This is a genomic window from Cellulomonas sp. P4_H4, assembly GCF_056400865.1.
Genome location: NZ_JBFUKL010000003.1, coordinates 231,067 through 257,315, shown reverse-complemented (window position 1 = coordinate 257,315; position 26,249 = coordinate 231,067). Strand labels below are relative to the sequence as shown.

Sequence of the window (26,249 nt, the reverse complement as noted above, 5' to 3'; positions counted from 1 at the left end):
TACAACGATGTAGAACATGACATACCGAACGCTTCCCGGTCAAGCATCGAACACGTAACGGTTCGTCGGCGCGAGTTCGCACCCGTTCGACGACTGGTTGACGCGACCGTGCGGCCATGTGCATGATTCGGTCTACAACGATGTAGAAGCGACGACGGCGAAGGGGCTGGACCATGTCGCAGCACGCGCAGACGCCGCCCATGGGGTGGAACAGCTGGGACAGCTACGGCACCACGGTGACCCAGGACGAGGTCCTGCTCAACGCCAAGGTGCTGGCCGACCGGCTGCTCCCGCACGGCTGGGACACCGTCGTGGTCGACATCGACTGGTACGACCCGACCGCCCGGTCCCACGGCTACAACGCCGAGGCGCCGCTCGAGCTCGACGGCCACGGCCGCCAGCTTCCGGCCGAGAACCGGTTCCCGTCGGCCGCCGGCGGCCAGGGCTTCGGCCCTCTGGCCGCCGCGGTGCACGAGCTCGGCCTGCGGTTCGGGCTCCATCTCATGCGGGGCATCCCACGCCGTGCCGTCGAGCGCGACCTGCCGGTCGAGGGAACCTCCTGGACCGCGCGGGACGCCGCCGACACCTCGTCCACCTGCGCGTGGAACCCGGACAACTACGGCCTCGACCACGGTCACCCCGCGGCGCAGGCGTACCTCGACGGCCTGGTCGCGCAGCTCGCGAGCTGGGGGGTCGACTTCCTCAAGGTCGACGACATGCTGGCGCCGTACCACGCGGAGGCGATCCAGGCGTGGGCGCGCGCGATCGAACGGTCGGGACGCGACATGGTCCTGTCGCTGTCACCAGGCACGCACCTGTCGACCGCACACCTCGCTCACCTGCGGGAGCATGCCCAGATGTGGCGCATCTCGGACGACCTCTGGGACCGCTGGGAGGACGTCCACGCGCAGTTCGCCCGCCTGGCCCGCTGGGCGCCGTTCCAGCAGCCCGGCGGGTGGGCCGACGCCGACATGCTGCCGCTCGGGCGGATCGGCATCCGGGCCGAGCGAGGCGAGGACCGTGACTCCCGGCTGACCCTCGACGAGCAGCGCACGCTCCTCACTCTCTGGGTGATGGCCCGGTCACCGCTCATGGTCGGTGGTGACCTGCCGACCAGCGACCCCGCGACCATCGACCTGCTGGCGACGCCCGCGGTAGGGCACGTGCTGCGCAACGCGAGCGACGGGCGAGAAGTCGTCCGGGAGCCCCTCGACGACGGCGAGCTGATCGTCTGGACCGCCGTCGAGGACGACACGGTCCACGTGGCCGTCTTCTGGACCGGCCCACAAGCCAGGAACGTCTCGGTCCCGCTCTCGTCGCTCGTCGGGCACGCCGCCGCGAGAGGCACCTGGACCACCCGGGACCTGTGGGCGACGAGCCCAGGACCCGACCTGCACCTCGCGCGCCGCGACCTCGAGGGGGCGCTCGTCGTCGACGTCCCGCCTCACGGGGTCCGTTGGATCGCGCTGGACCGAGCTGAGCACGACCGCACCGAGCCCGACCGAACAGAGCACGACCGCACAGCACCGCAACGAACAGACCAGGAGACCTCATGATCCCCGTCCGACTGACCCTCGACCCGGCGTTTCGTGTCGGCCCGGTTCGCCGACGCACGTTCGGCTCGTTCGTCGAGCACCTCGGCCGGTGCGTCTACACCGGCATCCACGACCCCGCGCACCCGACGGCCGACGCCGACGGCTTCCGCAAGGACGTCCTCGAGCTGACTCGTGAGCTTGGCGTCAGCACCGTGCGCTACCCGGGCGGGAACTTCGTGTCCGGGTACCGCTGGGAGGACGGCGTCGGACCCGTGTCGCAGCGCCCCGCGCGACTCGACCTCGCGTGGCACTCGACGGACCCGAACACCGTGGGCGTCGAGGAGTTCATGCGGTGGGCCAGGCTGGCCGAGGTCGAGCCGATGATGGCCGTCAACCTGGGCACCCGCGGCGTCCAGGAGGCCGTGGACCTGCTGGAGTACTGCAACGTCCGCGGCGGCACCCGACTGTCGGACCAGCGTCGGGCGAACGGCGCCGAGGAGCCCTACGACGTGCGCATGTGGTGCCTGGGCAACGAGATGGACGGCCCGTGGCAGATCGGGCACAAGACCGCCTACGAGTACGGCCGGCTCGCAGCCGAGACCGGTCGGGCGATGCGCATGGTCGACCCGGACCTCGAGCTGGTCGCGTGCGGATCGTCGGGCGTCGCCATCCCGACGTTCGGCGAGTGGGAGCGGATCGTGCTGACCGAGGCGTACGAGCAGGTCGACCTGGTGTCGGCCCACGCCTACTACCACGAGGAGGACGGCGACCTCGGTTCGTTCCTGGCCTCCGCCGTGGACATGGACCACTTCGTCGACTCCGTGAGCGCGACCGCGGACGCCGTCCGCGCGCACAAGAAGCTTGACAAGCGCATCCACATCTCGTTCGACGAGTGGAACGTCTGGTACCAGCACCGTGCGGAGTCCCAGCCGCCCACGGGTCACGACTGGCCGGTCGCCCCGGTGCTGCTCGAGGACCGCTACAACGTCGCGGACGCCGTCGTCGTCGGCAACCTGCTCATCTCGCTGCTGCGGCACACCGACCGCGTGCACTCCGCGTCGCTCGCCCAGCTCGTCAACGTGATCGCGCCGATCATGACCGAGCCGGGTGGCCGGTCCTGGAAGCAGACGATCTTCCACCCCTTCGCCCAGGCGTCCCGCTACGCGGTCGGCGACGTGCTCCAGGTGGCGATCGAGTCGCCGACGTACGAGACGGCCAAGTACGGCGACGCCGCACTGGTCGACGCCGTCGCGACGCGTGACCCGGAGTCCGGGGCGGTCGCGCTCTTCGCCGTCAACCGCTCGCTGAGCGAGACCGTGTCGATCCAGGTCGACACACGTTCGCTTCCCGGTCTGCGCGTGCTCGAGGCCACCACGCTGTCGAACCCCGACCACACGTGGGCGGCGACGGCCGACGACGACACGTCGGTCGTGCCGCGCACCAACGGCACCGCTGAGCTGCGCGACGGGTTCGTCACCGTCCAGCTGCCGCCCGTGTCGTGGAACGTCGTCCGGCTGGGCGCCTGAGTCGTGCGCAGGTCGCTCGTCGTGGGGGTGGTCGTGGGCGTTCTCGCCCTCGCCGCCGGTGCCGGTGTCGCCCTCGCAGGGCGCCCGGCGCCGGCCGCGACCGCGCTCGAGCTCACGGGCGACCTGCACACCCACGACCCCGCGCTCGTCGCGGGCGCCGAGGGGGAGCCTTGGTACGTGTTCTCGACCGGTGACGTGCGCGAGGGGCTCGGCAGCCCGCAGATCCGGCGCTCGACCGACGGCGGCTCGACCTGGGAGCTCGTCGGCACCGTGTGGGACGCCGCGTCGCGGCCCGAGTGGGTGTACGACGCGGTCCCCGGGGTGTCGAACTTCTGGGCGCCGGACGTCATCGAGCACGACGGGACGTTCTACCTCTACTACGCGGCGTCGACGTTCGGCTCGAACAGGTCGGTCATCGGCCTGACGACGAACACGACACTCGACCCGGACGACCCCGACTACGCCTGGGTCGACCAGGGCGAGGTGATCCGGTCCGAGCCCGGCGAGACCGACTTCAACGCGATCGACCCCGGCGTCGTGCAGGACGTCGACGGGACGCCGTGGATGGCGTTCGGGTCCTTCTGGGGCGGCATCCAGCTGGTCGAGCTCACGTGGCCGTCCGGGAAGCCCGCCGACGGCGCCGAGCCGACGACGATCGCCAGCCGGACGTCACCACCGAACGCGATCGAGGCGCCGTACCTCGTGCTGCACGACGGCTGGTACTACCTGTTCGTCTCGCGGGACTCGTGCTGCCAGGGCACCGAGTCGACCTACAACATCGCGGTCGGCCGCTCGCGCGAGGTCACCGGTCCGTACGTCGACCGGACCGGGAAGGACATGACGCTCGACGGCGGCGAGCAGGTGCTGACCTCGCACGGCGACATGATCGGCCCCGGCGGGCAGTCGGTGTCGGACGGGTACCTCGCGCTGCACTACTACGACGCGGCCGCGGGCGGCGACTTCCGGCTCGAGCTCCGCGAGCTCGCCTGGGACGACGAGGGCTGGCCGGTCGCCACGACGACGGAAGAGCAGCGGTCCGACGCCGGCTAGCTCTGCCTCAGCCGTCGGATCCCTGGTTGTTGGACTGGCCCCGGAGGTCGGGGGCGTCGAAAGGCAGCTCGTTGCTCAACCCCCGACCCGGTCCGAACTCTGTACGCCCGTCGCGATCGTGCACGGCAACCGCCACCAGCGCCACCCACACGATCGAGACGAGTGCCGACACGACGATCAGCACGCCTCCGACGATGACGCTGATGATGCTCCACCGTCGTGCGTTCTGGGTCTCGCGCACGGCAGCGTCGACGTCCGCTGCCCCGATCGCACGGGCCGAGCGGTGCGACGCGAGCAGTGCGAGGATGCCGGTCGGCCAGAACAGGATCATCGCCGCGATCACCCAGCCGACCGGGGCGGAAGCCGGGGCGGGCGTCGGCGCGGTGGGTACAGGAGCGGTGTGCGGCGGCGGCACCGCGGGCGGCGGGGCCGCGCTGATCGGCGCTCCTGCCGGCACAGGAGGCTCGATCACTGCCGTCGGATCGGTGGTGCTCGACTTCTCGGCCACGGGTTCCTCCTGGATCTGCTGGTCGTCAGAGGGTAGGAACCGACTCTGGGAGGAACCTAGGTGCGCACTGTCGATCGGCTGCCAGTCGCGGGCCCGCGCGCCGTACGGTTCAGGCATGCAGCGAGCACCGAGCCCGGCACGGTGACCGGCGCGCCTGTCGGGCAGCTGGCGCTCGCCCTCGTCGCGCTCGTGGCGATCACGCTGCTGACCCTGAGCCTGGCGCGCGTCCACGTGCGCCGCGACGCGCTCGTCGCGGTCGCTCGAGCTGCGGTCCAGCTGACCGTGGTCGCCCTGCTGATCGGCTGGGTGTTCCGCCATCCGGAGGCGACCGCGCTGTACCTGGCGCTGATGCTCGGTGCGGCCACCTGGACGTCCGTGCGCCGGGTCGGACTGGGTCGGGGCTCGTTCCCTGCGCTCCTCCTGGCGATCTTCGCCGGCGCGACGGCGGCAGTCGTTCCGGTCCTGGCCAGCGGCGCGCTGCCGACGCGGGCCGAGACGGTCGTCCCGTTCACCGCTCAGATCATCGGCGGCGCGATGACGGCGGCCAGCCTCACGGGCGGCCGGCTCCGGGACGACGTCGCGAGCGAGTGGGACGTCGTCGAGGGGTGGCTGGCGCTCGGTGCCACGACCCGCCAAGCCGTCGCTGCACAGGCACGGCGTGCCGTCGCGCGTTCGCTCGTCCCGGCCCTCGACCAGACCCGCAGCGCCGGCATCGTGGTCCTTCCGGGGGCCTTCGTCGGGCTGCTGCTGGGCGGTGCGTCGCCCGCAGAGGCGGCCCAGGTCCAGCTGCTCGTGCTGGTCGGGCTGCTCGCCGCCGAGTCGGTCGCCGCCGTCGTCACGGCACGGCTGCTCGCCGGGCCGGTCGGCGCCTCGCGACCTGCTCCTGACAAGCGGTAGGCCTCACGCCCGCAGGACGCGATCCGCGTCCTCCTCGTCAGGAGGAGTGGGGGACGACGAGGCCGGACTCGTAGGCCAGGACGACGGCCTGGGTGCGGTCGCGGAGGCCGAGCTTGGTCAGCACCCGGCTGACGTGGGTCTTGACGGTCTCCTCACCGACGACGAGCCGCGCGGCGATCTCGGAGTTCGACAGCCCTTCCGCGACGAGGAGGAGGACCTCGTGCTCGCGTGGTGTCAGCGACGCGAGGGCAGCGGGTGCCGGCACGGGCCGCGACCGAAGCCTGGCGAACTCCGCGACGAGCCTGCGGGTGATGTGCGGCGCGAGCAGGGCGTCGCCGGTGGCGACGACGCGGACGGCGTCGAAGAGGCGTTCGGCCGTGACGTCCTTGAGCAGGAAGCCGCTGGCCCCGGCCTCGAGGGCGTCGTACACGTGCTCGTCGAGGTCGAAGGTGGTGAGGACGAGGACGCGCGGCGGGTTCGGGCTCGCGACGATCCTGCGGGTCGCCTCGATGCCGTCCATCACGGGCATGCGGACGTCCATCAGGACGACGTCGGGTCGCTGCTCCGCGCAGAGACGTACGGCCTGCACGCCGTCGGCGGCGGCGCCGACGACCTCGAAGTCCGGTTGGGTGGCCAGGAGCGCCCCGAATGCGGCCCGTACGACGTCCTGGTCGTCGACGACCGCCACGCGGATGGTGCTCACGGTGCGGCCCTCGACGGCAGGACGGCCTGCACGACGAACCCCCCGAACGGCCCGGCTCCGGCCTCCACGGCGCCACCCGCCATGGCCGCACGCTCCTGCATCCCCGCCAGGCCGTGCCCGCCGCCGAGGTGGCTCGGTCCCGGTCCGTTGTCGCGCACCCGGACCACCAGCGCGTCCGTTCCGTACTCGAGCTCGACGTCGACGGCCGCGCCCGTCGCATGACGGCGCGCGTTGGTGAGGGCCTCCTGCGCGATGCGGTACGCCGTGAGCTCGGTGCTCGGGTCGAGCGGCTCGACGTGCCCGGTGACGATCAGTCGCGCTCCGCCCGGGCCGATCTCACGGACCTCGTCGAGCAGGGCCTGCAGCTGCTGCAGACCGGGCTGCGGCTCACGGACCGGGTGGGAGTCGTCCGGGGTGTCCTCGCGCAGGACGCCTAGCAGTCGCCGCATCTCGGCGAGCGCGGTCCGGGCGGTGTCCCCGATGGCCACGAGCTTCTGCGCCGCGTCGGACGGCAGGCCGGGTGTGGTCAGACGCGCGGCATCGGCCTGGAGCGCGATCAGGGAGACGTGGTGGGCGACGACGTCGTGCAGCTCGCGTGCGATGCGTGCCCGTTCGCCGCGAGCCACGTACTCGAGGTTCGACTCCTGCGCCGCGACGACCAGCGCCGTCCTCCGGGTCGTGGTCTCCCGTGCGCGCAGGACGGCGCCGAGGCTGCCCGCCACAGCGAGCAGCAGGGCGACGCCGCCGGCGACAGTGCGTCCGCCGGGCAGGTCCGTCACGGGAGCGGCTGCCCACAGCAGGAACGGCGCGACCAGGAGACCGACCGTCCACCACGGCCGCGACCTGCCGACGACGAAGTACAGAACGGCGACCGCAACGAGACCACCGACCGTCGGCGTGGTCGTGGACATGAGGCACAGGAGGGTCGCCACGCCGGACAACGACGCGGCGACGACGGGCCACAGGCCCACGAGTGCGAGGGGCGCGGACATCGCGAGCGCCAGCATCACCGAGACGACGACGTCCTGGGGGTGCTCGGTGACGACGAGAGACTCGCCGGGCCGGACCTGCGAGGTGCTGTTCACCTGGCTCCCGGCCGCGGCCTGCACGACGGCGAGCGCGCTGAGCACCACGGCGGCTGCCGCCGGCCGGGCAGCGCGATACAGCCGCGTCCTCATACGGACCATTGTGACGGGGCTGTCATCCCTCGACCGAGGGACCCCGTGGCGCGGTGCCCGTCGAAGATCCCGCGCGACGGTGACGACCGGGCACGGGGCAGCCGCCTAGCGTCGCCGTCATGCAGCCCTCCATCGACGTCCGCGCCGTCCGCAAGTCCTATCGAGACACCGTGGCGGTCGACGGGCTCACCTTCACCGTGCGGCCGGGCGAGGTCACGGGCTTCGTCGGCCCGAACGGAGCGGGCAAGTCCACGACCATGCGGGTCATCCTGGGCCTGGACGCCCCGGATGCCGGCGAGGCGCTCGTGAACGGCACGAGGTACGCATCCCTCGACAAGCCTCTGACCCAGGTCGGCGCCCTGATCGACGCGGATGCCGTCCACCCCAGCCGTCGCGCCCGCGACCACCTGCTGTGGCTCGCCCAGAGCCACGGCATCCCGGCGCGACGCGTCGACGAGGTCCTCGACCAGGTGGGTCTCGGATCCGTCGCCCGCAAGCGGGTGGGCGGCTACTCGCTCGGGATGCGGCAGCGGCTGGGCATCGCGGGCGCGTTGCTCGGCGACCCGCCGGTGCTCATGTTCGACGAGCCGACGAACGGCCTCGACCCGGACGGGATCATCTGGATCCGCAGGCTCATGCGCGAGCTCGCCGGTCAGGGCCGGGTGGTGCTCGTCTCGAGCCACCTCATGAGCGAGCTCCAGGACACCGCCGACCAGCTCGTGGTCATCGGCAGGGGGCGGCTCGTCGCCGAGACCAGCATGTCCGCTCTGCTCGCGGCGGCGTCCAAGGACCAGGTCGAGGTCGTCACGGCGGATCGCGCCAGGGCCGTCACCGTCCTGGCCAACGCGGGAGCCACGGTCACGGTGCAGGAGGCGGACTCCGTCGTCGTCGCCGGGCTCCCCGGCGACACGATCGCGTCGGTGCTCTCGGGCGCGGGCGTCCCGTTCGACGAGCTCCGACGTCATCGTGCCTCCCTCGAGGAGGCGTACATGGAGCTGACCCGCGGGTCTGTCGAGTTCCACACGGACGGAGAGGCCCGATGAACGCGCTGCGCGGTGAGTGGACCAAGCTCCGCACGGTTCCCCGCTGGGTGATGACGTTCGTCGCTGCGATCGTGCTCACCGTCGGGCTGAGCGCCCTCGGCGCGGCCGGCAGCGGCACCGACGCGAACGTGCACCGGAACTTCGTCGTCGGACCGGACGACGACCCGGTCTCCGACGAGTTCGGCTTCGTGCACCAGCCGGTCACCGGCGACACGACGATCACGGCCCTGGTCAGCGATCTCGCGGAGCCGACGGGCGAGCGCCCGCCGAGCGGGCCGGGCGGCGGACCTGGCACGCCGGTCGAGCCGACCGCCTGGACCGACAAGACCGCCGGCGTCGCCATGAAGGACGGCACCGAGAGCGGCTCGTCCTACGTCTCGCTCGTGCTCACCCTCCACAGCGGCGTCCGCATGCAGTCGGACTTCGCGGAGGACGTCGCAGGCAGCTCCAGCACGGGTCCGCGGTGGTTGCGGCTGGTCCGCACAGGCTCCTCGGTCACCGGGTACGAGTCCGCCGACGGCGAGACCTGGCAGAAGGTCGCCACCATGACGCCTGAGCTGCCGGACACCGCGGAGGTCGGGCTCATGGTCTCGGCCGCGCCGCAGCTCTACGTCCAGCGCGGCATGGGCAGCTCGTCGCTCGGAGCCCAGGGGGCCACGGCCTTCGCGACCTTCGACGACGTCACCCTGGACCCGCCGACCGATGGGACCTGGCAGGGGACGCAGGTCACGATGCCCCTGGAGGGGCCGGACGAGGGCAACGGGCGCATCACGCCGCCACCGGTCCTGGAGGAGAACGACGGGACCTTCCAGGTGACGGGCAGTGGCAAGGTCGGGCCGCAGGCCCCGGACGACGACGTCGTCGAGGCCGCTCTGATCGGCGTCATCGCCGGCCTCATGGCTCTGATCGCCGTCGGTGGCTTGTTCGGCACGTCTGAGTACCGCAGGTCCATGATCCGCACGACCTTCATCGCCGAGCCCCGACGCGGTCGGGTGCTGGCCGCGAAGGCCGTCGTGCTCGGCGGAGCGGCCTTCGTCGTGAGCCTCGTCTCGGTGGTGGGCTCGTTCCTGGTGGCGGTCCCGATCCTGCAGGGCAACGGGATGGCGCCGCCTGCCTTCCCGGACCCGTCGCTCACCGACTGGACTGTCGTCCGCACGCTCGGTCTGACGGCCGTCTTCATGACGGGGGTGACGCTGTTCGCCCTCGCGGTCGGCATGCTGCTACGGCGCAGCGCGGCCGCGATCACGCTGACGATCGCGCTGGTGATGCTCCCGCTGATCGCCGGGATGGTCCTGCCGGGCACCTCGCCCCGTTGGCTCCTCTCGACGACGCTCGCCGGTGGGATGGCCGTGCTGCGGTCCAAGCCGGTCACCGAGTCGCTCGCCGAGCCGTGGGCGCTCATCGGGCCGGCCGCAGGGATCACGGTGGTCCTCGTCTATGCCGTCGGCGGGCTGGCCCTGGCGTGGTGGCGGCTGCGCCGGCGTGACGCATGAGCGCTCTCGGGCGATCGCTGCTGGCCGAGTGGACCAAGGCGCGATCCCTGCCTAGCACCGCGTGGCTCGTCGCCTTCGTCGTGGTCGCGATGACCGCGCTGAGCCTGGCGATCATCGGGACGCTCCGGATCGACGACTGCGTGGGGGAGTGCCGGCCGGACACGGTGAAGCTCAGCCTCGCGGGGGTGCGGTTGGCGCAGATCGGCGTGGTCGTCCTGGGAGTCCTGCTCGTGTCCGGCGAGTACACCACCCGCACCGTCACGCCATCCCTGACGGCCGTGCCGCGGCGCGTGCTCGTCGGGACCGCGAAGCTCGGCGTCGTCGCGGGGCTGGCGCTCGTTTCGGGCCTGGCCGGTACCGCCGGCGCCCTGTGGACCGCGCGCCTCGTGCTGCCACATCGAGGGTTCACGTCTGCGGCGGGGTATCCGCTCGTCTCCCTGCAGGACGACCTCACGTTGCGCGCCGCACTCGGCACGGTGGTGTACCTCGTGCTCGTCGCCCTGCTGAGCTGCGGCGTCGCCCTGCTCGTCCGAGACACCGCGGGGTCCGTCGTCCTCGTGCTGTCGCTGCTCTTCCTGATGCCGTTGGTCTCGACGTTCGTCTCCGACCCCGACTGGCAGGAGCGGCTGCGTCGGTTCTCGCCCATGGATGCGGGTCTGGCGATCCAGTCGACGCGCGATCTTTCCGCGCTCTCGGTCGGGGCTTGGCCGGGTATCGCGATGCTCGGGGCGTACACACTCGTGGCCGTGGCCGCAGGTACGGCCGCGCTCAGCCGTCGCGACGCCTGAGAGACGGGCGGCTACTCGTCGTCGATCGGCAGGGTGACGACGAAGCGGGCGCCGGGGCTGTGCTCCGTGTCGAGGATGAGCGAGCCTCCGTGCCGCTCCGCGATGTCGCGAGCGATCGCCAGTCCGAGGCCCACGCCTTCTGTCGTGGGGCGAGCGGTGTCGAGCCGGGTGAAGCGGAGGAAGACGTCCTCGGCATGCTCCACGGGGATGCCTGGGCCGTCGTCTGCCACCGCCAGCTCGGCCGAGTCGCCGGGCGTCCGCCTCAGGGTGACGCTCACCGTGTGCTCGGCATGCTGCAGCGCGTTCTCGACCAGGTTCGCCAGGAGCCGTCGCAGCTGTCGGGGATCCCCGAGCACCCGGACCGGGACGACGTCGGTGTCTACGTGGACCGCGGCACTGCCGGTCGCTGCTTCGGAGCGGCACGTCTCGACGAGCTCGTCGAGGCTGACGGGAACGGGGTCAGCGATCTCGAGGGCGCCGGCGTCGCCGCGCGCGAGCATCAGGAGGTCGTCGACGAGCTGCTGCAGGACGAGGGTCTCCTCGAGCACGCTGCGCTGCGTGGCGGCGAGGTCGGCGGTCGAGGGGTGGGCGTCGTTCACCTCGAGCTCGGAACGGATGCGGGCGAGCGGCCCGCGCAGCTCGTGGGACGCGTCGCCGACGAATCGTCGCTGCCGCTCGGAGGCGACGGAGAGCCGGTCCAGCATGGCGTTCATCGTGCGCGCGAGGCGGGCCACCTCGTCGTGGGTGGGCGGCTCGGGAACCCTGCGCTCCAGCTGCCGCTCCGAGATGCGCTCGACCTCGGCTCGGATGTCGTCCACAGGTCGCAGCGTGCGACCGACCGACCACCACACGACTCCTGCGAGGATCGCCACGCTGATCGGCACCGCGACGGCCAGCGATTCGGCCAGGGCGGCGGTGCTCTCCTCGACGTCGTCCAGGCTCCCCGCGACCTGCACCGTCGTGCCGTCCGCGACGATCGTCGCCATCCGGCCAGAGCTCCCTTCGGGGAGCGTGACCGTCGTGACCGTCGCGTCGGGGGCGGACGGAAGCACCGGGCTCGAGCCGTCCGACGGCGACCTGGCGACGACCGTGCCGTCGGGCCCGGTGACCTGGACGTAGACGTCGTCGGCTCGCAACGCGTCCGCGGCGACTGCCCTACCCGCGCGTAGCGAGGCGGCCAGGATGTCAGCCTTCTGGACGACCGAGTCGTCGAGGTTGTCCGTCAGGATCGAGCGCTGGGCGACGACGAGCGCGATGCTCGCGGCCGAGAGCACCACGAGCACGGCCAGGGTGGCGAGCGCCGTGACCCGGAACCGCAGCGTCGCGATCCGGTGGCGGACACGGACGGGTCGGCCGTTCATGTCTGCGGGACGCGGTAGCCGGCACCCCTGACGGTCTCGATCATGCTGTGACCGGACGGTCCGTCCACCTTCCGCCGCAGCCGGCCGACGTAGACCTCGACGACGTTCGGGTCGCCGTCGAAGTCGTCCTCCCACACGCCGGCCAGGATCTCGTGCTTGGACAGGACCTGACCGGACCGCCGCACGAGGAACGCGAGCAGGTCGAACTCGCGGGCCGTCAGCGCGATCTCCTCACCCGCACGGCGCACCCGCCTGGACCGCAGCTCCAGCTCGAGGTCGCCCACCGTCGTGGGCGCCGGGTCGCCGGACCCAGCACGGCGCAGGAGTGCGTGGATCCTCGAGACGAGCACGGCGAACGAGAACGGCTTGGCGAGGTAGTCGTCCGCCCCGAGGTCGAGCCCCTTGGCCTCGTCGCGCGGGTCGTCCTTCGCCGTGAGCATCAGGATCGGCGTGAGATCGCCCGCGGTGCGGAGGTCCGCACAGATCTGGTAGCCGCTGCGACCCGGCAGCATGACGTCCAGCACGATCAGGTCGTACCGGTTCTCGGCCGCGCGCCAAGCCCCGTCGAGGCCGTCCGCGGCTCGCTCGACCTGGAACCCTTCCGCACGCAGGCCGCGTTCGAGAGTGCCGGTGAGCTTGACGTCGTCGTCGACGAGCAGCAGCTTCACGGGTCTCCCTCTCGAGGTGCCTACCCTGATGCTCGACCGCGATCCTGACAACCCGCTGAACCGTCAGCCTGCGTTCAGGAGCGCCTGGGCACGATCGACCTCACCGAGTTCCTCGATTCTCGCCCCACGGAGGTGCGTCATGAAGAAGACCACGCTGTCGATCGTCGTCGCGGCAGCAGCCGCGGCTGTCGTCACCGGAGGTGCCGCTCTGGCCACCTCTGCCGACGACGACCCCGCCAGTCCGATCACCGGTGACGACCTCACGCGCGCCGGCGAGGTCGCGCTCCAGAGCACCGGCGGGGGCTCGGTGACGGGCACCGAGGTCGGCGACGAGGAGAGCTACTACGAGGTCGAGGTCACGCTCGCCGACGGCCGGCAGGTCGACGTGCAGCTGGACGAGTCGTTCGCGGTCGTGTCCACGACGGCAGATCACGAAGAGAGTGGTGGCGCGCAGGACTAGGCCGACGGCGTCGTCGTCATACTGGACGGGACGGCGGGGCTCTCTCGCCCTTCCGACCGCTCGCTCGACCACGAATCCCCGCGGAGGTTCGGCACATGTTCTCGGTGTCGGACCGGTCGGAGATCCACGCCCAGCTCGTTGCCCTGGCAGTGGCGGACGAGCGGATCGCCGGAGCAGCCCTGGTCGGCTCGGCCGCGCGCGACGCGCAGGACGAGTGGTCGGACATCGACCTCGTGCTCCAGCTCGACGCTTCGGCCGACGAGGCCGCCGTCGTGGGGGACTGGACGCGCAGGATCGACGAGCGCCACGGTCTGGCCGACACCCTCGACGTCTACTCCCGCGGCGTTCGCTACCGGGTGTTCTTCCTTCGTTCGTCCCTCCAGATCGACGTCTCCTTCTGGCCGCACGACCAGTTCCGCGCGACCGAGCCCGCGTTCCGGCTCCTGTTCGGAACCCCCGACGAGCCGGAGAAGCCCACGCCGGTCGCCCCCGGGGACGCCATCGGCTGGGGATGGTTGTACGCGATCCACGCGCGTTCGGCACTGGCGCGGGGACGGCTCTGGCAGGCGAGCATGATGCTCGACGAGCTCAGGAGCCGACTCATCACCCTCCAGTGCATCCGCGCGGGTCTGAACCCGTGGCAGGGCCGCGACGTGGACCGGCTCCCGCTCGACGACCGTGCCGCGCTCGAGGCGAGCCGGGCGCCGCAGATCAGCGTCGACGACCTGGAGCGCAGCCGCGTGCTGCTCAGCCGGCAGTTCCTCGACGAGGTCGCCCTGCACGACCCGGAGCGCTTCGCGAGGCTCGTCGACCCGTTCACGGAGCTCGCCAGACCCGTCCCACGGCCACCCGCCACATCCGCTGGGTGAACCGGGCGCCCCTCCATCTCGTCTCAACTCGTGTGGGCCCGTCGTGGGCTCGCCGAGAGAGAGGGTTGACGATGAAGACGATCCTGAGGCGCGTAGCAGTGGCAGCGGCGGTCCTGGTGACCGCGGGGTTCATCGGGGCTCCCGCGGCCTTCGCCAGCGGTGGCGAGCACAGTGGGGGTGGGGGCAGGACCATCCTGAGAGCGGAGATCGCCGGCAGCCTGACGACCGATCCGGTGCTGGCCCAGAACGTGGCGCCCGGCGGCGCGGACTGGGTGATCGACCGTGGCGAGGCGCGGCTGCGAGAAGACGGCAGGCTCTCGGTCCGGGTCGACGGCCTCGTCCTGACGTCGACCGGCGCGAACCCGGTCACGACGGTCGCGGCCAGCGTCGCGTGCAACGGGGCTGTGGTCGCCACGACGGCCGTCGTGCCGTTCTCGTCGACGGGCGACGCCACGATCTACGCCACCGTGGCGCTGCCGGAGCGGTGCATCGCCCCGGTCGTGCTCCTCAACCCGCGCGGCAACGCTGCGGTGTACATCGGTGTGACCGGCACCGAGGCGTAGGGGCTGGTCCGGTCCGCCGCCGTCGTCAGGGGAGACGAGGCTGCGGACCGGGCTGCCGACTCCCATCACCGAGCCGACTCGGCCCGCACCTAGAGGACGTTCTCAGGCCCCTCGAGGTCGAGGGCGAACGAGTCGCACGTGTAGCGGGCCGTGATCGACGACTCGTGCGGGCCGCCGCGGGTGTCGTCGTACGGCGTGAGCGCCCACCACGCGTCGTCGATGCTCTCGACGCGGTACGTCTTGCCGTTGTGCGTGGTCGCGCTGAAGGATCCGTCCGCGTTCTCGGTCCATCTCAGGAGGTAGGCCATAGACCTCACGCTAACCAAGCTGTGGACCGCGGCAGGGACTCCGTTGACGTTGCCCGCGCGACCTTCACCCAGCAGCTGCACGGATCCGCACGAGGCTAGCCGCCCGGCGCATCACGCTGTTCTGCGGTGTGACCTGCGAGCTCGCGAGCAGACACGGCTGGCCGGCCGGGCGTTTCCTCCACTTTGTGACTCGGTCCACAACGTCCTGCGGTCGACAGGCGCGAAAGACGGTCCGTAGCCTGGAAGAACTCCACGAGGGCGGTGACGCCGTGCGGGGCCCGATCTCTCGGGCGTCCTGCGGCCGCCGCCCTCGTGCGTTTCTCCCGTCGTCAACGTCGCCGTCGCACGTGGGTCGAGCCCAGCGCCCACACTGCCCTCCGAACGGATGACAGCGAAGGAGCGAGCCGTGACCACCACGTTCGACCGACTGGTGATCGAACCTCGCCAGACCGAGCAAGTCCGAACCAAGCCGAGCAGGACAGCAGAGAGCGAGTCTGCCCAGAGCCCGTCGCTGATGCTGCTGGTCCTGCTCGCCAGCGCCGGCATCATCGTCTACGCCGCGTTCCTCCTGAACCCGGCGAACCGCGGCGACTGGTTGCCCTACACGCTGGTGATCGTCGCCGAGACGGTCCTCGTGGTCCACGCCTTGCTGGCCATGTGGACGGTCCTGTCCAGCGGCCACGAACCGCGCGGGTTCGCGTTCCACCTCGCGCAGGACCGGCTCTACGACATCACCGAGATCGTGCGCGAGGGCACCGAGCAGACGCCCGAGGCCTGGCTCATGTACCTCGACGAGTGGCCCATCACGGTCGACGTCCTCATCACGACCTACGGCGAGGACATCGCCACGATCCGGCGGACCGTCACCGCCGCGATCGCCATGCACGGCAGGCACTCCACGTGGATCCTGGACGACGGCCGGTCCGACGAGGTCCGAGACCTTGCCCAGGAGGTGGGCGCCCGTTACGTGCGTCGGCTGTCACCGAACGGTGCCAAGGCCGGGAACATCAACCACGCCCTGACGCTGGCCAAGGGCGACCTCTTCGTCATCCTCGACGCCGACTTCGTCCCGAAGCCCGAGTTCCTGCGCGAGACCGTGCCGTTCTTCGCGAGCCAGGACGTCGCGTTCGTGCAGACGCCGCAGGTGTACGGGAACCTGGACACCGTCATCTCCAAGGGCGCCGGGTACATGCAGTCGGTGTTCTACAAGTTCATCCAACCGGGCCGGAACCGCTTCAACGCCGCGTTCTCGGTGGGGACGAACGTGGTCTTCCGTCGGTCGGCCGTCGACTCGATCGGCGGGATGTACTCCGACTCGAAGTCGGAGGACGTGTGGACGTCCCTGATGATCCACGAGAAGGGCTGGCGCTCGGTCTACATCCCGACCGAGCTGGCTGTGGGTGACACCCCGGAGACCGTCGAGACGTACACCAAGCAGCAGCTGCGCTGGGCGACCGGCGGTTTCGAGATCATGCTCACCCACAACCCGTTCTCGCGGAAGCGCAACCTCACGATGGACCAGAGGCTGCAGTACCAGGTGACCGCGACGCACTACCTGACCGGGATTGCGCCCCTCCTGCTCATCCTGGTGCCGCCGCTGCAGATCTACTTCAACCTCACCCCGATGAACCTGACGATCACGCCGCTCACGTGGGTCCTGTACTACTCGGGCTTCTACGTCCTGCAGATCGTCCTGGCGTTCTACACGCTGGGCTCGTTCCGTTGGCAGGTCCTGCTGCTCGCCGCCGTGTCGTTCCCGATCTACACGAGAGCCTTGGTCAACGCGATCTTCCGCAGGGACCAGAAGTGGCACGTGACGGGCCAGAAGGGGGCCTACCGCTCGCCGTTCGCGTTCATGATGCCGCAGGTTCTTGTCTTCGAGTTCCTGCTCATCACCACGGTTGTCGGCGCCTGGAAGGACCTGGGCAACGGCTACCCGAGCCTCGCGCTCGCGTGGAACGCGACCAACACCGTGATCCTCGGCGGTTTCGTCCTGACCGCCTGGCGTGAGGGCCACGTCGGACGTCGCGCAGCGAAGGCTGAGCGCGCCGTGCGTGCCAGTGCTCCCGCCCTCGTCGAGACCACACCCACCGGAGGTGTCGTATGACCTGGAGAAGCCGATTCCGACTGCTCGCGGGCACGCTCGTCGTGCTCGTCGTCGCCGCACTCGCCACCTACAAGCTCAACGAGAGCAAGGGGATCGCCGCGAGCGACTCCGCACAGATCCTGGGCAAGACGTACGACGTGGGAACGCCCTACGCCGGCCTGGTCGTCGACCAGATGGTCGAGGTCGGCGACGAGGTCACCGAGGGTGAGCCGTTGTTCGTCATCGACTCCGCGAGCCTCCAGTACGACATCGTCAACGGCTTCGCCAAGTCCGCGACCACGGCCACGCAGATCGACCCTCAGGGCCGCCTCGTGGTCCTCGCGACCGGGAACGGCACCGTGACCGCGCTCAACGTGGACCGCGGCACCTTCGTCCAGGCCGCCTCCGAGCTGGCGACGGTGCAGCGGGAGAACACGCTGTACGTCCAGGCGGAGTACACGCTGACGGCCAACGAGTACGCGCGGGTCGCTGACGGAGCCACGGCCTCGGTCGAGCTGCCCAACCACCGCACCATCGAGGCTCAGGTCTCGAAGGTGCAGGTCGAGACCGTGGGTGGCGAGGCCCAGGCGGTCATGACCTTGACCGGGTCGGACCTCCAGGACGGCGCTCAGAACGGCCTCGTCTCGGCCGGCACGCCGGTGACGGCGAACCTGCAGCTGCGCAACGACGGGGTGGTGACCCGCGCCGCCGACGCCGTCAAGAGCTACGTCGAAGGGATCCTCGGATGACAGCCGACGTGACAGAGCACACGACAGACGTCCAGCCCCCAGTGCCGAGGAATCGGCGCCGGGTGCTCATCGGCGGCGCGGTCGCGATCGTCGTCGCCGTGGTCGCGGTCCTGGCGGTCGTGCAGCCGTGGTCTGGCGAGGACCCAGCGGCGACAGACGGCTCCGGATCCGGGTCCGCGCCCGAGGGAACGGTCAGCGGACCTCCCGACGCCGAGCTGGCCTCCGTCGATCCCGCGGCCCTCGTGGCCGCGGTCCCGACCGAGGCGGTGGCCAAGATCGCGCCGGTGCGCCTGAAGGACGGCGTCGTTCCGCCGACCAACCGCTGGTACAGCGGGCTCGTCTTCGGCGACCAGGCGCAGCCGGTCTTCGCCGAGCCGCTCTCGTTCGGCCTCACCGACTCCGGGTTCACCCTCGGGCTCCCTGCGCCGACCACGTCGGCGCAGACGATCATGGCGCCGCACGTCCCGGCCGTGACCGTCGACGCGGGCGCCGCCTCTGCCCAGATCAGTGCCGCCGACCCGGTGAGCGTCACCATCGAGCTCCTCGACGCCTCGGGTGCGGTGCTCGGGCACGTGGTCCTCGCGGAGGGCTCGCCGTTCGTGAGCTTCACGGCCGAGCAGGACGTGACCGTGACGTCGTCGGTCACCGGTGACTCCTTCGAGCCCGGTGAGAACGGTGCACAGATCGCCGATGCGGGCGCCTCCACCTGGGGTCTGGTCGGTGGTGAGCCGGACGGCGGCTCGACGACCCTCGTCAGCGGAAGCACCGCGACCTGGTACGCCGTGCCGCCCGACGCGAAGCCGGAGGCGGCCGAGGCCCTGGCAACGGCCGCGGCCGACCCGGTGACCGGCGTGGACGTCACCTACGGCGTCGACTCGTCGATCGCGCGGACGACCCTGACCTACCGCACTGCCGGCGGGTCGCCCACGGCGTACGTGACCATGCCGCACCACCGGACGGGGGAGCAGCCGACACGGGCGGACTGCGGGCTCGGCTCGTACCCGAGCGTGTACGGCGAGCTCGAGCTGTGTGCCGGCTCGCAGCTGACGTCCTTCGCGCCGGCGCTGCCGGCCGCGGCGACGTTCGACCTCGACGGCATCAGCGACGAGCAGAAGTCCTCCATCGTCGAGGCCCTCCGACAGGACGTGGCCCAGACCCCCGCCTTCCCCTCCGACACCTACTTCGGTGGCAAGGCGCTCAACCGTGCGGCGTCTCTCGTCGTGCTCGGCGACCAGCTCGGTGCCCAGGACGACGTCGCCGAGCTGCGCAAGACGACTGTCGCGGCTCTCGAGGAGTGGGCAGAACCGGACGGCTGCACGAAGCGTGACGCCCGCTGCGTCGTCTACGACGAGTCCGCCCGGTCGGCGATCGGTCTCACGCCCTCCTTCGGGTCGGACGAGCTCAACGACCATCACTTCCACTACGGCTACCTGCTGGCCGCTGCCGGGTTGATGGCACAGGAGGACCCCGCGCTGGCCAAGAAGCTGGCACCGGTCATGAACCTCCTCGCCCAGGACATCGCTGCGGCGAAGCCGTCGCCCGAGCTGCCGCAGCTGCGGTCGTTCGACCCGTACGCGGGCCACTCCTGGGCGTCGGGCACGTCGCCGTTCGCAGACGGGAACAACCAGGAGTCGTCGTCCGAGGCCGTGAACGCGTGGAACGGGCTCGGTCTGTGGGCGAACGCGTCCGACCAGACCGACCTTGCGACGGAGGCCACCTGGCTGGCGTCGACCGAGGCCTCGACCGCCCGGACGTACTGGACGGCACCGGACCTCGACCAGTTCGAGGGCTTCGACCACACGATGGTGTCCCTCAACTGGGGCGGCAAGCGTGACTACGCCACCTGGTTCAGCCCCGAGCCGAGCGCGATCCTCGGCATCCAGCTGATCCCGATGGGCCCGGTGCAGACGTACCTGGCCGCGGGCGTCGACCCCGAGCAGATCCGGGCCTCGGTCGACGAGGCCGCACCGGACGGCTACGGCGTGCAGTTCGGTGGCTACCTCCTGGCGTACCGGGCTCTGGCCGGTGCGGACGACGCGGCGGCCGCCTGGACAGAGGCGACGAAGCTGCCCGACACGTCGATCGACGACGGGACCTCGCGCGCCGCGATGCTCGCGTTCATCGCCTCGGCACAGGCGCACCCGGTCGACGCCGGCTGACGCACACCACGACGCCCGCTCCCGTTCGCCAGGGGCGGGCGTCGTGCTGGTCGCGTCAGTTCCGGACACCTGTCGCACAGTCCTGTGCGCCCAGTGCTGGCCCCCTTGACTTTCGTAGGCTCCGGAACGATCCTGAGTCCTACCCGGTGACACGAGTCACTGAGCCTGGACGCCCTCAGCGTGGAGGAGTTACGTCCACGGCCATCGCATGTCGACGGCGGCCCTGACGGCCGTCGGCCGCAGCACGGATGCCGTGCATCGGCACTGCCGCGCCAGTCCCGCCTGGCGCCCCACCGAAGTCTTGTCACCACCGATCAGCCCAGGCCGACGGGGCCGAGCGTTCCTGCTCGCGGCCTCGCCCGCCCGCTCGCACCTCACGGCCGTCGTCGACGGCCGTGCCATCGCGCTGCCCTCGGTCGACCTGCTCGACCTGGCACGCACAGCAGGAACGGAGTGTTCAGAATGTCAGCTCACCCACGACCCGCGACAACCCGGCCTGCTCTCGACGGCAGGGCGAAGACGGCGATCGTCGTGATCGTCGCGATGGTGGCGTACCTCGTCCAGGCGGTCCTCCTGCCGGTCGCCCGTGCGCAGGCCGTCGCCGTCGGCACCGGTAGCTACGCGGAGGGAACGCCCAGCGGCGGAGGCGTGCCGACGGAGTGCGTCGACAACCCGATCACCAACCCGCGCGCGCACGTCACGGCGAACTTCCCGTCCGGCGCGATCCCGACGAACGACTGGTGGACGTCGTTGCTCTGGCGCAAGTTCAGCTGTTCGTCCGTCTCGGAGAACCTGATGGCGCACCCGCTCGCCTATCACGCGTTCACCGACGGACTCGGGGTGAGCTACCCGACGACCGCCGCGATCTCCGGCACGGCGACCGGGGTGGGGGAGTACCACTACCCCTACACCGAGGACTTCCGCCTCGGGATCGCCGGCCTGGACGCCGACGGCAAGGTCGACGGCTACTCAGACTGGACCGTGAGCGAGCTGTGGACCAACGGCAGCAGCAGCCTGCGGACGACCTTCGGCCACGGCCTGCCCTTCGTCTACGCGACGAAGACCGGGGGCAACGCGACCCTGACGGGCGCGGCCGCTCCTTCGGTCTGGAGCAACACCAACGCGACGATCGGCTACACGATCAACGGCCACGACTACGCGGCGTTCGCGCCGACGGGCTCCACGTGGACGGTCTCGGGCAGCACCATCGCGTCGTCGCTGAACAACGGGACGTTCTTCTCGGTCGCGGTGCTGCCGACCTCGCCGAGCAGCAGCAACGCCGACCGGCTCGCGGCGCTCAACGCCTACGCGCCCTACGCCCACAACCATGTCACGGGCACCAAGGTCTCCTGGTCCTACGACGAGGCCTCGGCGAACATGACGGCGACCTACTCCTTCACCACGACGGCCCGCCAGGGCAGCACCTCGGGGACCGTCTACGCGCTCTACCCCCACCAGCGCGACCACCTGGCGGGCGCGACGCTCAGCAGCTACGCCTACGTCTCTCCTCGTGGTCCGATGCGCGTGGTCGTCGGCAGCTCGCAGTTCCGCACCGTCACGCCGTTCCACGGCGTCCTCCCGCAGCTGGCCAACACCGGCTTCGCCCCGGGCTCCGCGGACGCCGCCCAGCTCGACGGGTATGTCGAGCAGGTCGCGACGGGCGACCCGTTCGCCGGGTTCGGCAACGACACGTACTGGACCGGCAAGGCGTTCGGCCGGATCTCGCAGGTCGCCCAGCTGGCCAACCTCACGGGGAACACCTCGGCGCGCGACCGTCTGCTCGGGTCGATGAAGACACGGCTGACCGACTGGATGACCGCGTCGCCGGGCGAGACGACGAGGTCGTTCTGGTACAACCCGGCCTGGGGGACCCTGATCGGCTACCCGGCCTCGTACGGGTCCGACACCGACCTCAACGACCACCACTTCCACTACGGCTACTTCGTCGTGGGCGCAGCGACCGTCGCGGAGTTCGACCCCGCCTGGGCGGCCGACTCGGCGTACGGCGGCATGGTCAACACCGTCATCAAGGACGCGGCGAACTGGGACCGCGCCGACACCCGGTTCCCGTTCCTGCGGGACTTCGACATCTTCGCCGGCCACGACTGGGCGGCCGGGCACGGCGCCTTCGCTGCCGGGAACAACCAGGAGTCGTCCTCCGAGGGCATGAACTTCGCCAGCGGTCTCATCCAGTGGGGACAGGTCACGGGTAACAAGACCGTCCGTGACCTGGGCATCTACCTGTACACGACCCAGGCGTCGGCCATCGAGAACTACTGGTTCGACACCGACGACGAGGCGTTCCCGGCGGCGTTCGGGCACTCCGCGGTCGGCATGGTCTGGGGAGACGGAGGCTCGTACTCCACGTGGTTCAGTGCTGAGCCCGAGATGATCCAGGGGATCAACCTGCTGCCCAGCACCGCCGGGCACCTGTACCTCGGCTACGACCCGGCGTACGTGACGCGCAACCTCGCCGAGCTCCAGCGCAACAACGGTGGTCCGCCGACGGTCTGGCAGGACATCCACTGGGAGTTCCAGGCGCTGGCCGACGCACCGACGGCGCTCGCGCAGTTCCGGTCCCAGGCCGGCTCGTACACCCAGGAGGAGGGCGAGTCGAGGGCGCACACGTTCTACTGGCTCACGAACCTCTCGGGCCTCGGGGTGGTCGACCGGAGCGTCACGGCGAACACGCCCCTGCACGCCGTCTTCGTGAAAAACGGGGCCCGGACGTACCAGGCGGCCAACATGAGCGGGTCGCCGATCACGGTGTCCTTCTCGAACGGCGTCACGCTGGCCGTGCCTGCCCGTTCCGTGGCCAGCTCGAGCGGTGGCACTCCACCGGCCGACACGGTCGCGCCGTCTGTGCCTGCCGGGCTGACCGCCTCCGGGACGACGTCGTCGACGTCGAACCTCGCATGGTCTGCGTCGACCGACAACGTCGGCGTCACGGGGTACGAGGTGCTCCGCAACGGTGCGGTCGTCGGCACGACGGCGGGACGGACCTACACGGCCACGGGCTTGTCTCCGTCCACCACGTACGCCTTCACGGTCCGTGCGCTGGACGCGGCGGGCAACCGTTCGGCGTCCAGCGGCCCGGTCTCGGTGACGACCTCCGTCGGCGCGGCGGACACCACAGCGCCGACGGTGCCCACCGGTCTGACCGCGTCGGGAACCACGTCCTCGGCGGCGACCTTGGCGTGGTCGGCCTCGACCGATGCCGTCGGCGTCACGGGGTACGAGATCCTGCGAGGCGGGACCGTCGTCGGCTCGACCGCCTACCGGACGTACACCGCGACGGGTCTGGCCCCGTCCACCGCGTACACGTTCACCGTGCGGGCCTACGACGCGGCGGGGAACCGGTCGGGCTCCAGCGCGGCGGTCAACGTCACGACGTCGTCCGGCACCTCGACCGGGACCGATGCGACGTCACGCATCCAGGCCGAGGCCTACAGCGCGATGTCGGGCGTCGCGACGGAGCCGACCCAGGACGTCGACGGCGGCCTGGACATCGGCTGGATCGCGAACGGCGACCACGTCCGGTTCGACAACGTCAGCTTCGGCTCGACGCCGCGCAACACCTTCAGCGCCCGGGTCGCGTCGGGCGCTGCGGGAGGCGTCAGCGGACTGGTCAACGTGCGCCTGGACAGCCTGACGGGTCCGTCGATCGGCAGCTTCGCGATCGCGAGCACGGGTGGCTGGCAAGCGTGGCGGACGGTCCCGGGGAACATCGTGCCGACGACGGGCACGCACACGGTGTACCTGACGTTCGACTCGGGCCAGCCGGCCGACTACGTCAACGTCAACTGGTTCACGTTCAGCTAGGGGAGTCCCGCCGGCCCGGTCTCGTGACCGGGTCGGCGGCGCTCAGGTCGAGTCCCGAGCGATGACGTGCAGGACGTCGCCGGGGTGGGTGGGCGGCTCGAGCGACTCGTCGAGCGACGCCAGGACGGCAGCCGCGAGGTAGCGGGCCTGCGCGTCGACGGCCTGCCACACGGTGGTCAGCGCGGGTGCGGCGAGCCGCGCCGCGGGAATGTCGTCGACGCCGATGACAGCGACGTCCTGCGGGACCCGCAGGCCCTGTGCCCGGAGCCCGGACAGGACGGCGAGCGCGACCTCGTCGTTGTACGCCGCCACCGCGGTGACCGGCTCGTCGGCGCTGCGCCAGCGCCGGACGGCCGTCGCGGCCGACGCGGGGTCGAGCGCGACCGCGTCGACCATCGGGGCGGGCAGGCCGAGCTGCTCGCAGGCGTGCACGACGCCCGCGACCCGCCGGTCGGCGAACGCGGTGAGGCGCGCGTCGCTGGGTGCCGCATACGCGATGACCCGATGGCCGCGCTCCACGAGGTGCTGCACCTGCAGCCGCCCGATCTCGGTCTGCGGCACCGAGAACGTGCCGGGCGCGTGCTCCTCGTCGAGGACGCTGCCGACGATCTTGATGCCCGCGCGACGCATCGCCCGCTCGTCGTCCGCCGCGAACGGCGCGAGCCCGAGGACCGCGCAGGGGGTGACCGCGCGCCACAGCTCCGACAGCGGACGCGGACCGCGGTCGTAGTGCACGAGGACGGAGAGCCCACGGTCACCCAGCTCGGTGCTCAGATGGTCGAGAAGGGTGTCGATCACCGGACCGATCGTCCAGTTGGGCAGGATGCACAGCACCAGGTCGCTCCGGCCGGAACGCAGCGCACGCGCCGCCGCCGATGGCGTGTAACCGAGCCGCGCGGCCGCGTCGCGTACCCGCTGCCGGGTCGCCTCCGGGATCGCGACACCGTCCTTGCCGTTGAGCACGTAGCTCACCGTCGTCCGTGAGACGCCGCTCTCCCGGGCCACGTCAGCACTGGTCAGGCGCGGCACGGTTCCTCCCTCGGCGACGCTGCGGACCCTGGTCACCCTAGTCGCGCGTCCGTACCCGCTCGGGGTGAAGTCCCTGCTCAGCGCGCGGCGGCTCCGACGCCCACGGCGGCGACAGCGCGCCGGAGCGTCAACCGAGTGCAGACGCTGCCGAGCGTGCGCGTCCTACGTGAAGCGCTCGTCGCCGTTCGGCTCGTAGTGGGGCACCGCGTTCATCCGGTGCCGCAGCTGCGACAGCTCCCAGTACATCCGCTTCCTCGCGCGGCTCTGGTTGCCCAGCGGACGGTGCTCGGCGATCGTGTGCCACGGGTTGTACGACAGCTGCTTCGCGAACTCCATCTGCGCGGGCGAGTCGAAGGTCTGCTTCGGCAGGCGAAGCGTGGCGACCGGCACGCGCGGCGACAGCTTCTCGGGCCACAGCACGCCGGCATTCTCGATCGGCATCAGGTGCGGGTCGGTCTGCATCTGCACGCGCACCTCCAGCTCCACGTCGCCCTCCGCCAGCGACGCGACCATCGCGTTGCGCAGGTAGTCGTCCGGCGGGCGGAACGGCACGCGCGGGACGCGGGTCTTCTTGCTCGACGTCGGCCAGACGGAGTACGACATCGCCTGGCCCTCGCCCATCAGGTAGGGCACGCAGCTGAAGTAGGGCGCCTCGAACGGGCTGCTCTGGGTCTTGGTGTAGAGCGCCTGCATGATCATGTCGGACACGTGCGGGGCGCGCAGGTTCAGGAAGTAGAACAGCTGTGCGTTCTGCACGCTCCAGAGCTGCAGCGCGGCATTGGCCTTGACGTCAGGCGTGACGAAGGTGGGGGTCGAGACGCCAAACATGTCGAGCGTGTGCAGCTCGTCGTCGAGCAGCTTCGGACCCTCGACGCCCATGAGCTTGATGCTGATGCTCATGAAGCCGACGTCGTCGATGTCGGGCGTGATGTACGGACCGGGCCCCGAGAAGCGCACCCACGCCTTGAAGGTCTGCGGCTTCGCGTAGATTCCGCGGCGCATGTGCGCGGGCAGGTGGTCGTGCACCGTGAACTCGCCCCGGCAGATGCCCTGCGTCTTGGTGTTGCCTCCGCGCTCGACGCCTCCGGGCTTCCACAGGCCGGTCATCTGTTCCGTAAAGCTGCGCACGATCGAGTCGGTGAAGCTCTCCTCGTCGGCCAGCAACCGCTCTTCGGCGATCACCAGGTGCTCGTCGTGCCGCTTGAGGTTGATGAGTGCGGTGGTGAGTCGTTCGAGGGGGTCCTTGAGCAGCGCGTCGAAGGCCGGCCGGACGAAGGGGTCGAATCGGCGTTCCAGACGGAGCAGCGCGATGGTGGTGTCGGCGACGACGTCGCGCCAGGCGACGCCGGTGGCGGCGCGCGGCTGCGGGTGGCTCGCGTTGGAGCTCGTGTCGGTCGGGCTCACGGGCGGCGGCCTCGAAGCCGTGCCCAGCGCGTCTCGTGGCCGTCGGATCG

The 26,249-nt window shown here is 70.9% G+C and carries 22 protein-coding genes; 14 read left to right on the top strand and 8 right to left on the bottom strand.

Translation table 11 applies throughout. From position 1 onward, the window contains the following. The first annotated feature begins 173 nt into the window (after positions 1–173). From AC1DPN_RS11270 to AC1DPN_RS11260, 3 genes are read left to right on the top strand one after another with little or no spacing between them, the layout of a single operon-like run. Complete coding sequence (locus AC1DPN_RS11270; RefSeq protein WP_477084829.1) at positions 174–1,556, top strand: glycoside hydrolase family 27 protein; 1,383 nt, start codon at positions 174–176, stop codon at positions 1,554–1,556. After that, positions 1,553–3,061: an arabinosylfuranosidase ArfA gene (gene arfA / locus AC1DPN_RS11265; RefSeq protein ID WP_477084828.1), complete on the top strand. Its 1,509-nt coding sequence runs from the start codon at positions 1,553–1,555 to the stop codon at positions 3,059–3,061. Before AC1DPN_RS11270 ends, arfA begins: the two co-directional genes overlap by 4 nt. Positions 3,062–3,082: 21 nt before the next feature. Beyond that, positions 3,083–4,111 carry an arabinan endo-1,5-alpha-L-arabinosidase gene (locus AC1DPN_RS11260; RefSeq protein ID WP_477084827.1) on the top strand — a complete coding sequence of 343 codons (1,029 nt, stop codon included), beginning with the start codon at positions 3,083–3,085 and terminating at the stop codon, positions 4,109–4,111. 7 nt (positions 4,112–4,118) lie between these two features. Here the strand turns inward: AC1DPN_RS11260 and AC1DPN_RS11255 are convergent, their stop codons facing one another. Then, a complete protein-coding gene (locus tag AC1DPN_RS11255) occupies positions 4,119–4,619 on the bottom strand; it encodes a CD225/dispanin family protein (protein ID WP_477084826.1) in 501 nt (166 codons plus the stop codon). 60 nt (positions 4,620–4,679) lie between these two features. Between AC1DPN_RS11255 and AC1DPN_RS11250 the strand changes: the two genes are divergently transcribed. After that, the gene (locus tag AC1DPN_RS11250) at positions 4,680–5,516 is read left to right on the top strand and encodes an ABC transporter permease (RefSeq protein ID WP_477084825.1); all 837 of its coding nucleotides are present in this window, start codon (positions 4,680–4,682) and stop codon (positions 5,514–5,516) included. 37 nt (positions 5,517–5,553) lie between these two features. On the opposite strand, the gene AC1DPN_RS11245 is transcribed toward AC1DPN_RS11250, so the two are convergent. Both AC1DPN_RS11245 and AC1DPN_RS11240 read right to left on the bottom strand, forming a co-directional pair. Continuing rightward, positions 5,554–6,219: a response regulator gene (locus tag AC1DPN_RS11245; RefSeq protein WP_477084824.1), complete on the bottom strand. Its 666-nt coding sequence runs from the start codon at positions 6,217–6,219 to the stop codon at positions 5,554–5,556. Continuing rightward, the gene (locus tag AC1DPN_RS11240; protein ID WP_477084823.1) at positions 6,216–7,397 is read right to left on the bottom strand and encodes a sensor histidine kinase; all 1,182 of its coding nucleotides are present in this window, start codon (positions 7,395–7,397) and stop codon (positions 6,216–6,218) included. Before AC1DPN_RS11240 ends, AC1DPN_RS11245 begins: the two co-directional genes overlap by 4 nt. A gap of 119 nt (positions 7,398–7,516) precedes the next feature. Here AC1DPN_RS11240 and AC1DPN_RS11235 point away from each other — a divergent pair, with 119 nt between their 5' ends. From AC1DPN_RS11235 to AC1DPN_RS11225, 3 genes are read left to right on the top strand one after another with little or no spacing between them, the layout of a single operon-like run. Next, a complete protein-coding gene (locus AC1DPN_RS11235) occupies positions 7,517–8,440 on the top strand; it encodes an ABC transporter ATP-binding protein (protein ID WP_477084822.1) in 924 nt (307 codons plus the stop codon). Continuing rightward, entirely contained in the window at positions 8,437–9,933 is a 1,497-nt protein-coding gene (locus AC1DPN_RS11230) for a DUF1349 domain-containing protein (RefSeq protein WP_477084821.1), read from the top strand. The genes AC1DPN_RS11235 and AC1DPN_RS11230 overlap by 4 nt, the downstream gene beginning before the upstream one ends. Further along, entirely contained in the window at positions 9,930–10,721 is a 792-nt protein-coding gene (locus AC1DPN_RS11225; RefSeq protein WP_477084820.1) for a hypothetical protein, read from the top strand. Before AC1DPN_RS11230 ends, AC1DPN_RS11225 begins: the two co-directional genes overlap by 4 nt. Before the next feature lie 11 nt (positions 10,722–10,732). Here AC1DPN_RS11225 and AC1DPN_RS11220 read toward each other — a convergent pair whose 3' ends face one another. Continuing rightward, entirely contained in the window at positions 10,733–12,082 is a 1,350-nt protein-coding gene (locus AC1DPN_RS11220) for a sensor histidine kinase (RefSeq protein ID WP_477084819.1), read from the bottom strand. Continuing rightward, positions 12,079–12,750 carry a response regulator transcription factor gene (locus tag AC1DPN_RS11215; protein ID WP_477084818.1) on the bottom strand — a complete coding sequence of 224 codons (672 nt, stop codon included), beginning with the start codon at positions 12,748–12,750 and terminating at the stop codon, positions 12,079–12,081. Before AC1DPN_RS11215 ends, AC1DPN_RS11220 begins: the two co-directional genes overlap by 4 nt. Before the next feature lie 139 nt (positions 12,751–12,889). Here AC1DPN_RS11215 and AC1DPN_RS11210 point away from each other — a divergent pair, with 139 nt between their 5' ends. The 3 genes from AC1DPN_RS11210 (at position 12,890) to AC1DPN_RS11200 (ending at position 14,642) form a co-directional block, all read left to right on the top strand. Next, positions 12,890–13,210, top strand: a complete 321-nt coding sequence (locus tag AC1DPN_RS11210) for a PepSY domain-containing protein (RefSeq protein WP_477084817.1) — start codon at positions 12,890–12,892, stop codon at positions 13,208–13,210. Between the two features lie 95 nt (positions 13,211–13,305). Beyond that, positions 13,306–14,079 carry a nucleotidyltransferase domain-containing protein gene (locus AC1DPN_RS11205; RefSeq protein WP_477084816.1) on the top strand — a complete coding sequence of 258 codons (774 nt, stop codon included), beginning with the start codon at positions 13,306–13,308 and terminating at the stop codon, positions 14,077–14,079. 71 nt (positions 14,080–14,150) lie between these two features. After that, positions 14,151–14,642, top strand: a complete 492-nt coding sequence (locus AC1DPN_RS11200; RefSeq protein WP_477084815.1) for a hypothetical protein — start codon at positions 14,151–14,153, stop codon at positions 14,640–14,642. 89 nt (positions 14,643–14,731) lie between these two features. Here the strand turns inward: AC1DPN_RS11200 and AC1DPN_RS11195 are convergent, their stop codons facing one another. Then, positions 14,732–14,950 (bottom strand): hypothetical protein, encoded by a 219-nt coding sequence (locus tag AC1DPN_RS11195; RefSeq protein ID WP_477084814.1) that lies wholly within the window; start codon positions 14,948–14,950, stop codon positions 14,732–14,734. Positions 14,951–15,356: 406 nt separating this feature from the next. Between AC1DPN_RS11195 and AC1DPN_RS11190 the strand changes: the two genes are divergently transcribed. From AC1DPN_RS11190 to AC1DPN_RS11175, 4 genes are all read left to right on the top strand, one after another. After that, complete coding sequence (locus AC1DPN_RS11190) at positions 15,357–17,057, top strand: glycosyltransferase family 2 protein (RefSeq protein WP_477084813.1); 1,701 nt, start codon at positions 15,357–15,359, stop codon at positions 17,055–17,057. After that, positions 17,054–17,785 (top strand): efflux RND transporter periplasmic adaptor subunit, encoded by a 732-nt coding sequence (locus AC1DPN_RS11185; RefSeq protein WP_477084812.1) that lies wholly within the window; start codon positions 17,054–17,056, stop codon positions 17,783–17,785. Before AC1DPN_RS11190 ends, AC1DPN_RS11185 begins: the two co-directional genes overlap by 4 nt. Then, a complete protein-coding gene (locus AC1DPN_RS11180; RefSeq protein WP_477084811.1) occupies positions 17,782–19,944 on the top strand; it encodes a glycosyl hydrolase in 2,163 nt (720 codons plus the stop codon). The genes AC1DPN_RS11185 and AC1DPN_RS11180 overlap by 4 nt, the downstream gene beginning before the upstream one ends. Positions 19,945–20,406: 462 nt before the next feature. Beyond that, the gene (locus AC1DPN_RS11175) at positions 20,407–23,766 is read left to right on the top strand and encodes a glycosyl hydrolase (RefSeq protein WP_477084810.1); all 3,360 of its coding nucleotides are present in this window, start codon (positions 20,407–20,409) and stop codon (positions 23,764–23,766) included. A gap of 42 nt (positions 23,767–23,808) precedes the next feature. On the opposite strand, the gene AC1DPN_RS11170 is transcribed toward AC1DPN_RS11175, so the two are convergent. After that, positions 23,809–24,795, bottom strand: a complete 987-nt coding sequence (locus AC1DPN_RS11170; RefSeq protein WP_477084809.1) for a LacI family DNA-binding transcriptional regulator — start codon at positions 24,793–24,795, stop codon at positions 23,809–23,811. Between the two features lie 162 nt (positions 24,796–24,957). Next, positions 24,958–26,199, bottom strand: a complete 1,242-nt coding sequence (locus AC1DPN_RS11165; protein ID WP_477084808.1) for a catalase family protein — start codon at positions 26,197–26,199, stop codon at positions 24,958–24,960. Between the last annotated feature and the right edge of the window lie 50 nt (positions 26,200–26,249).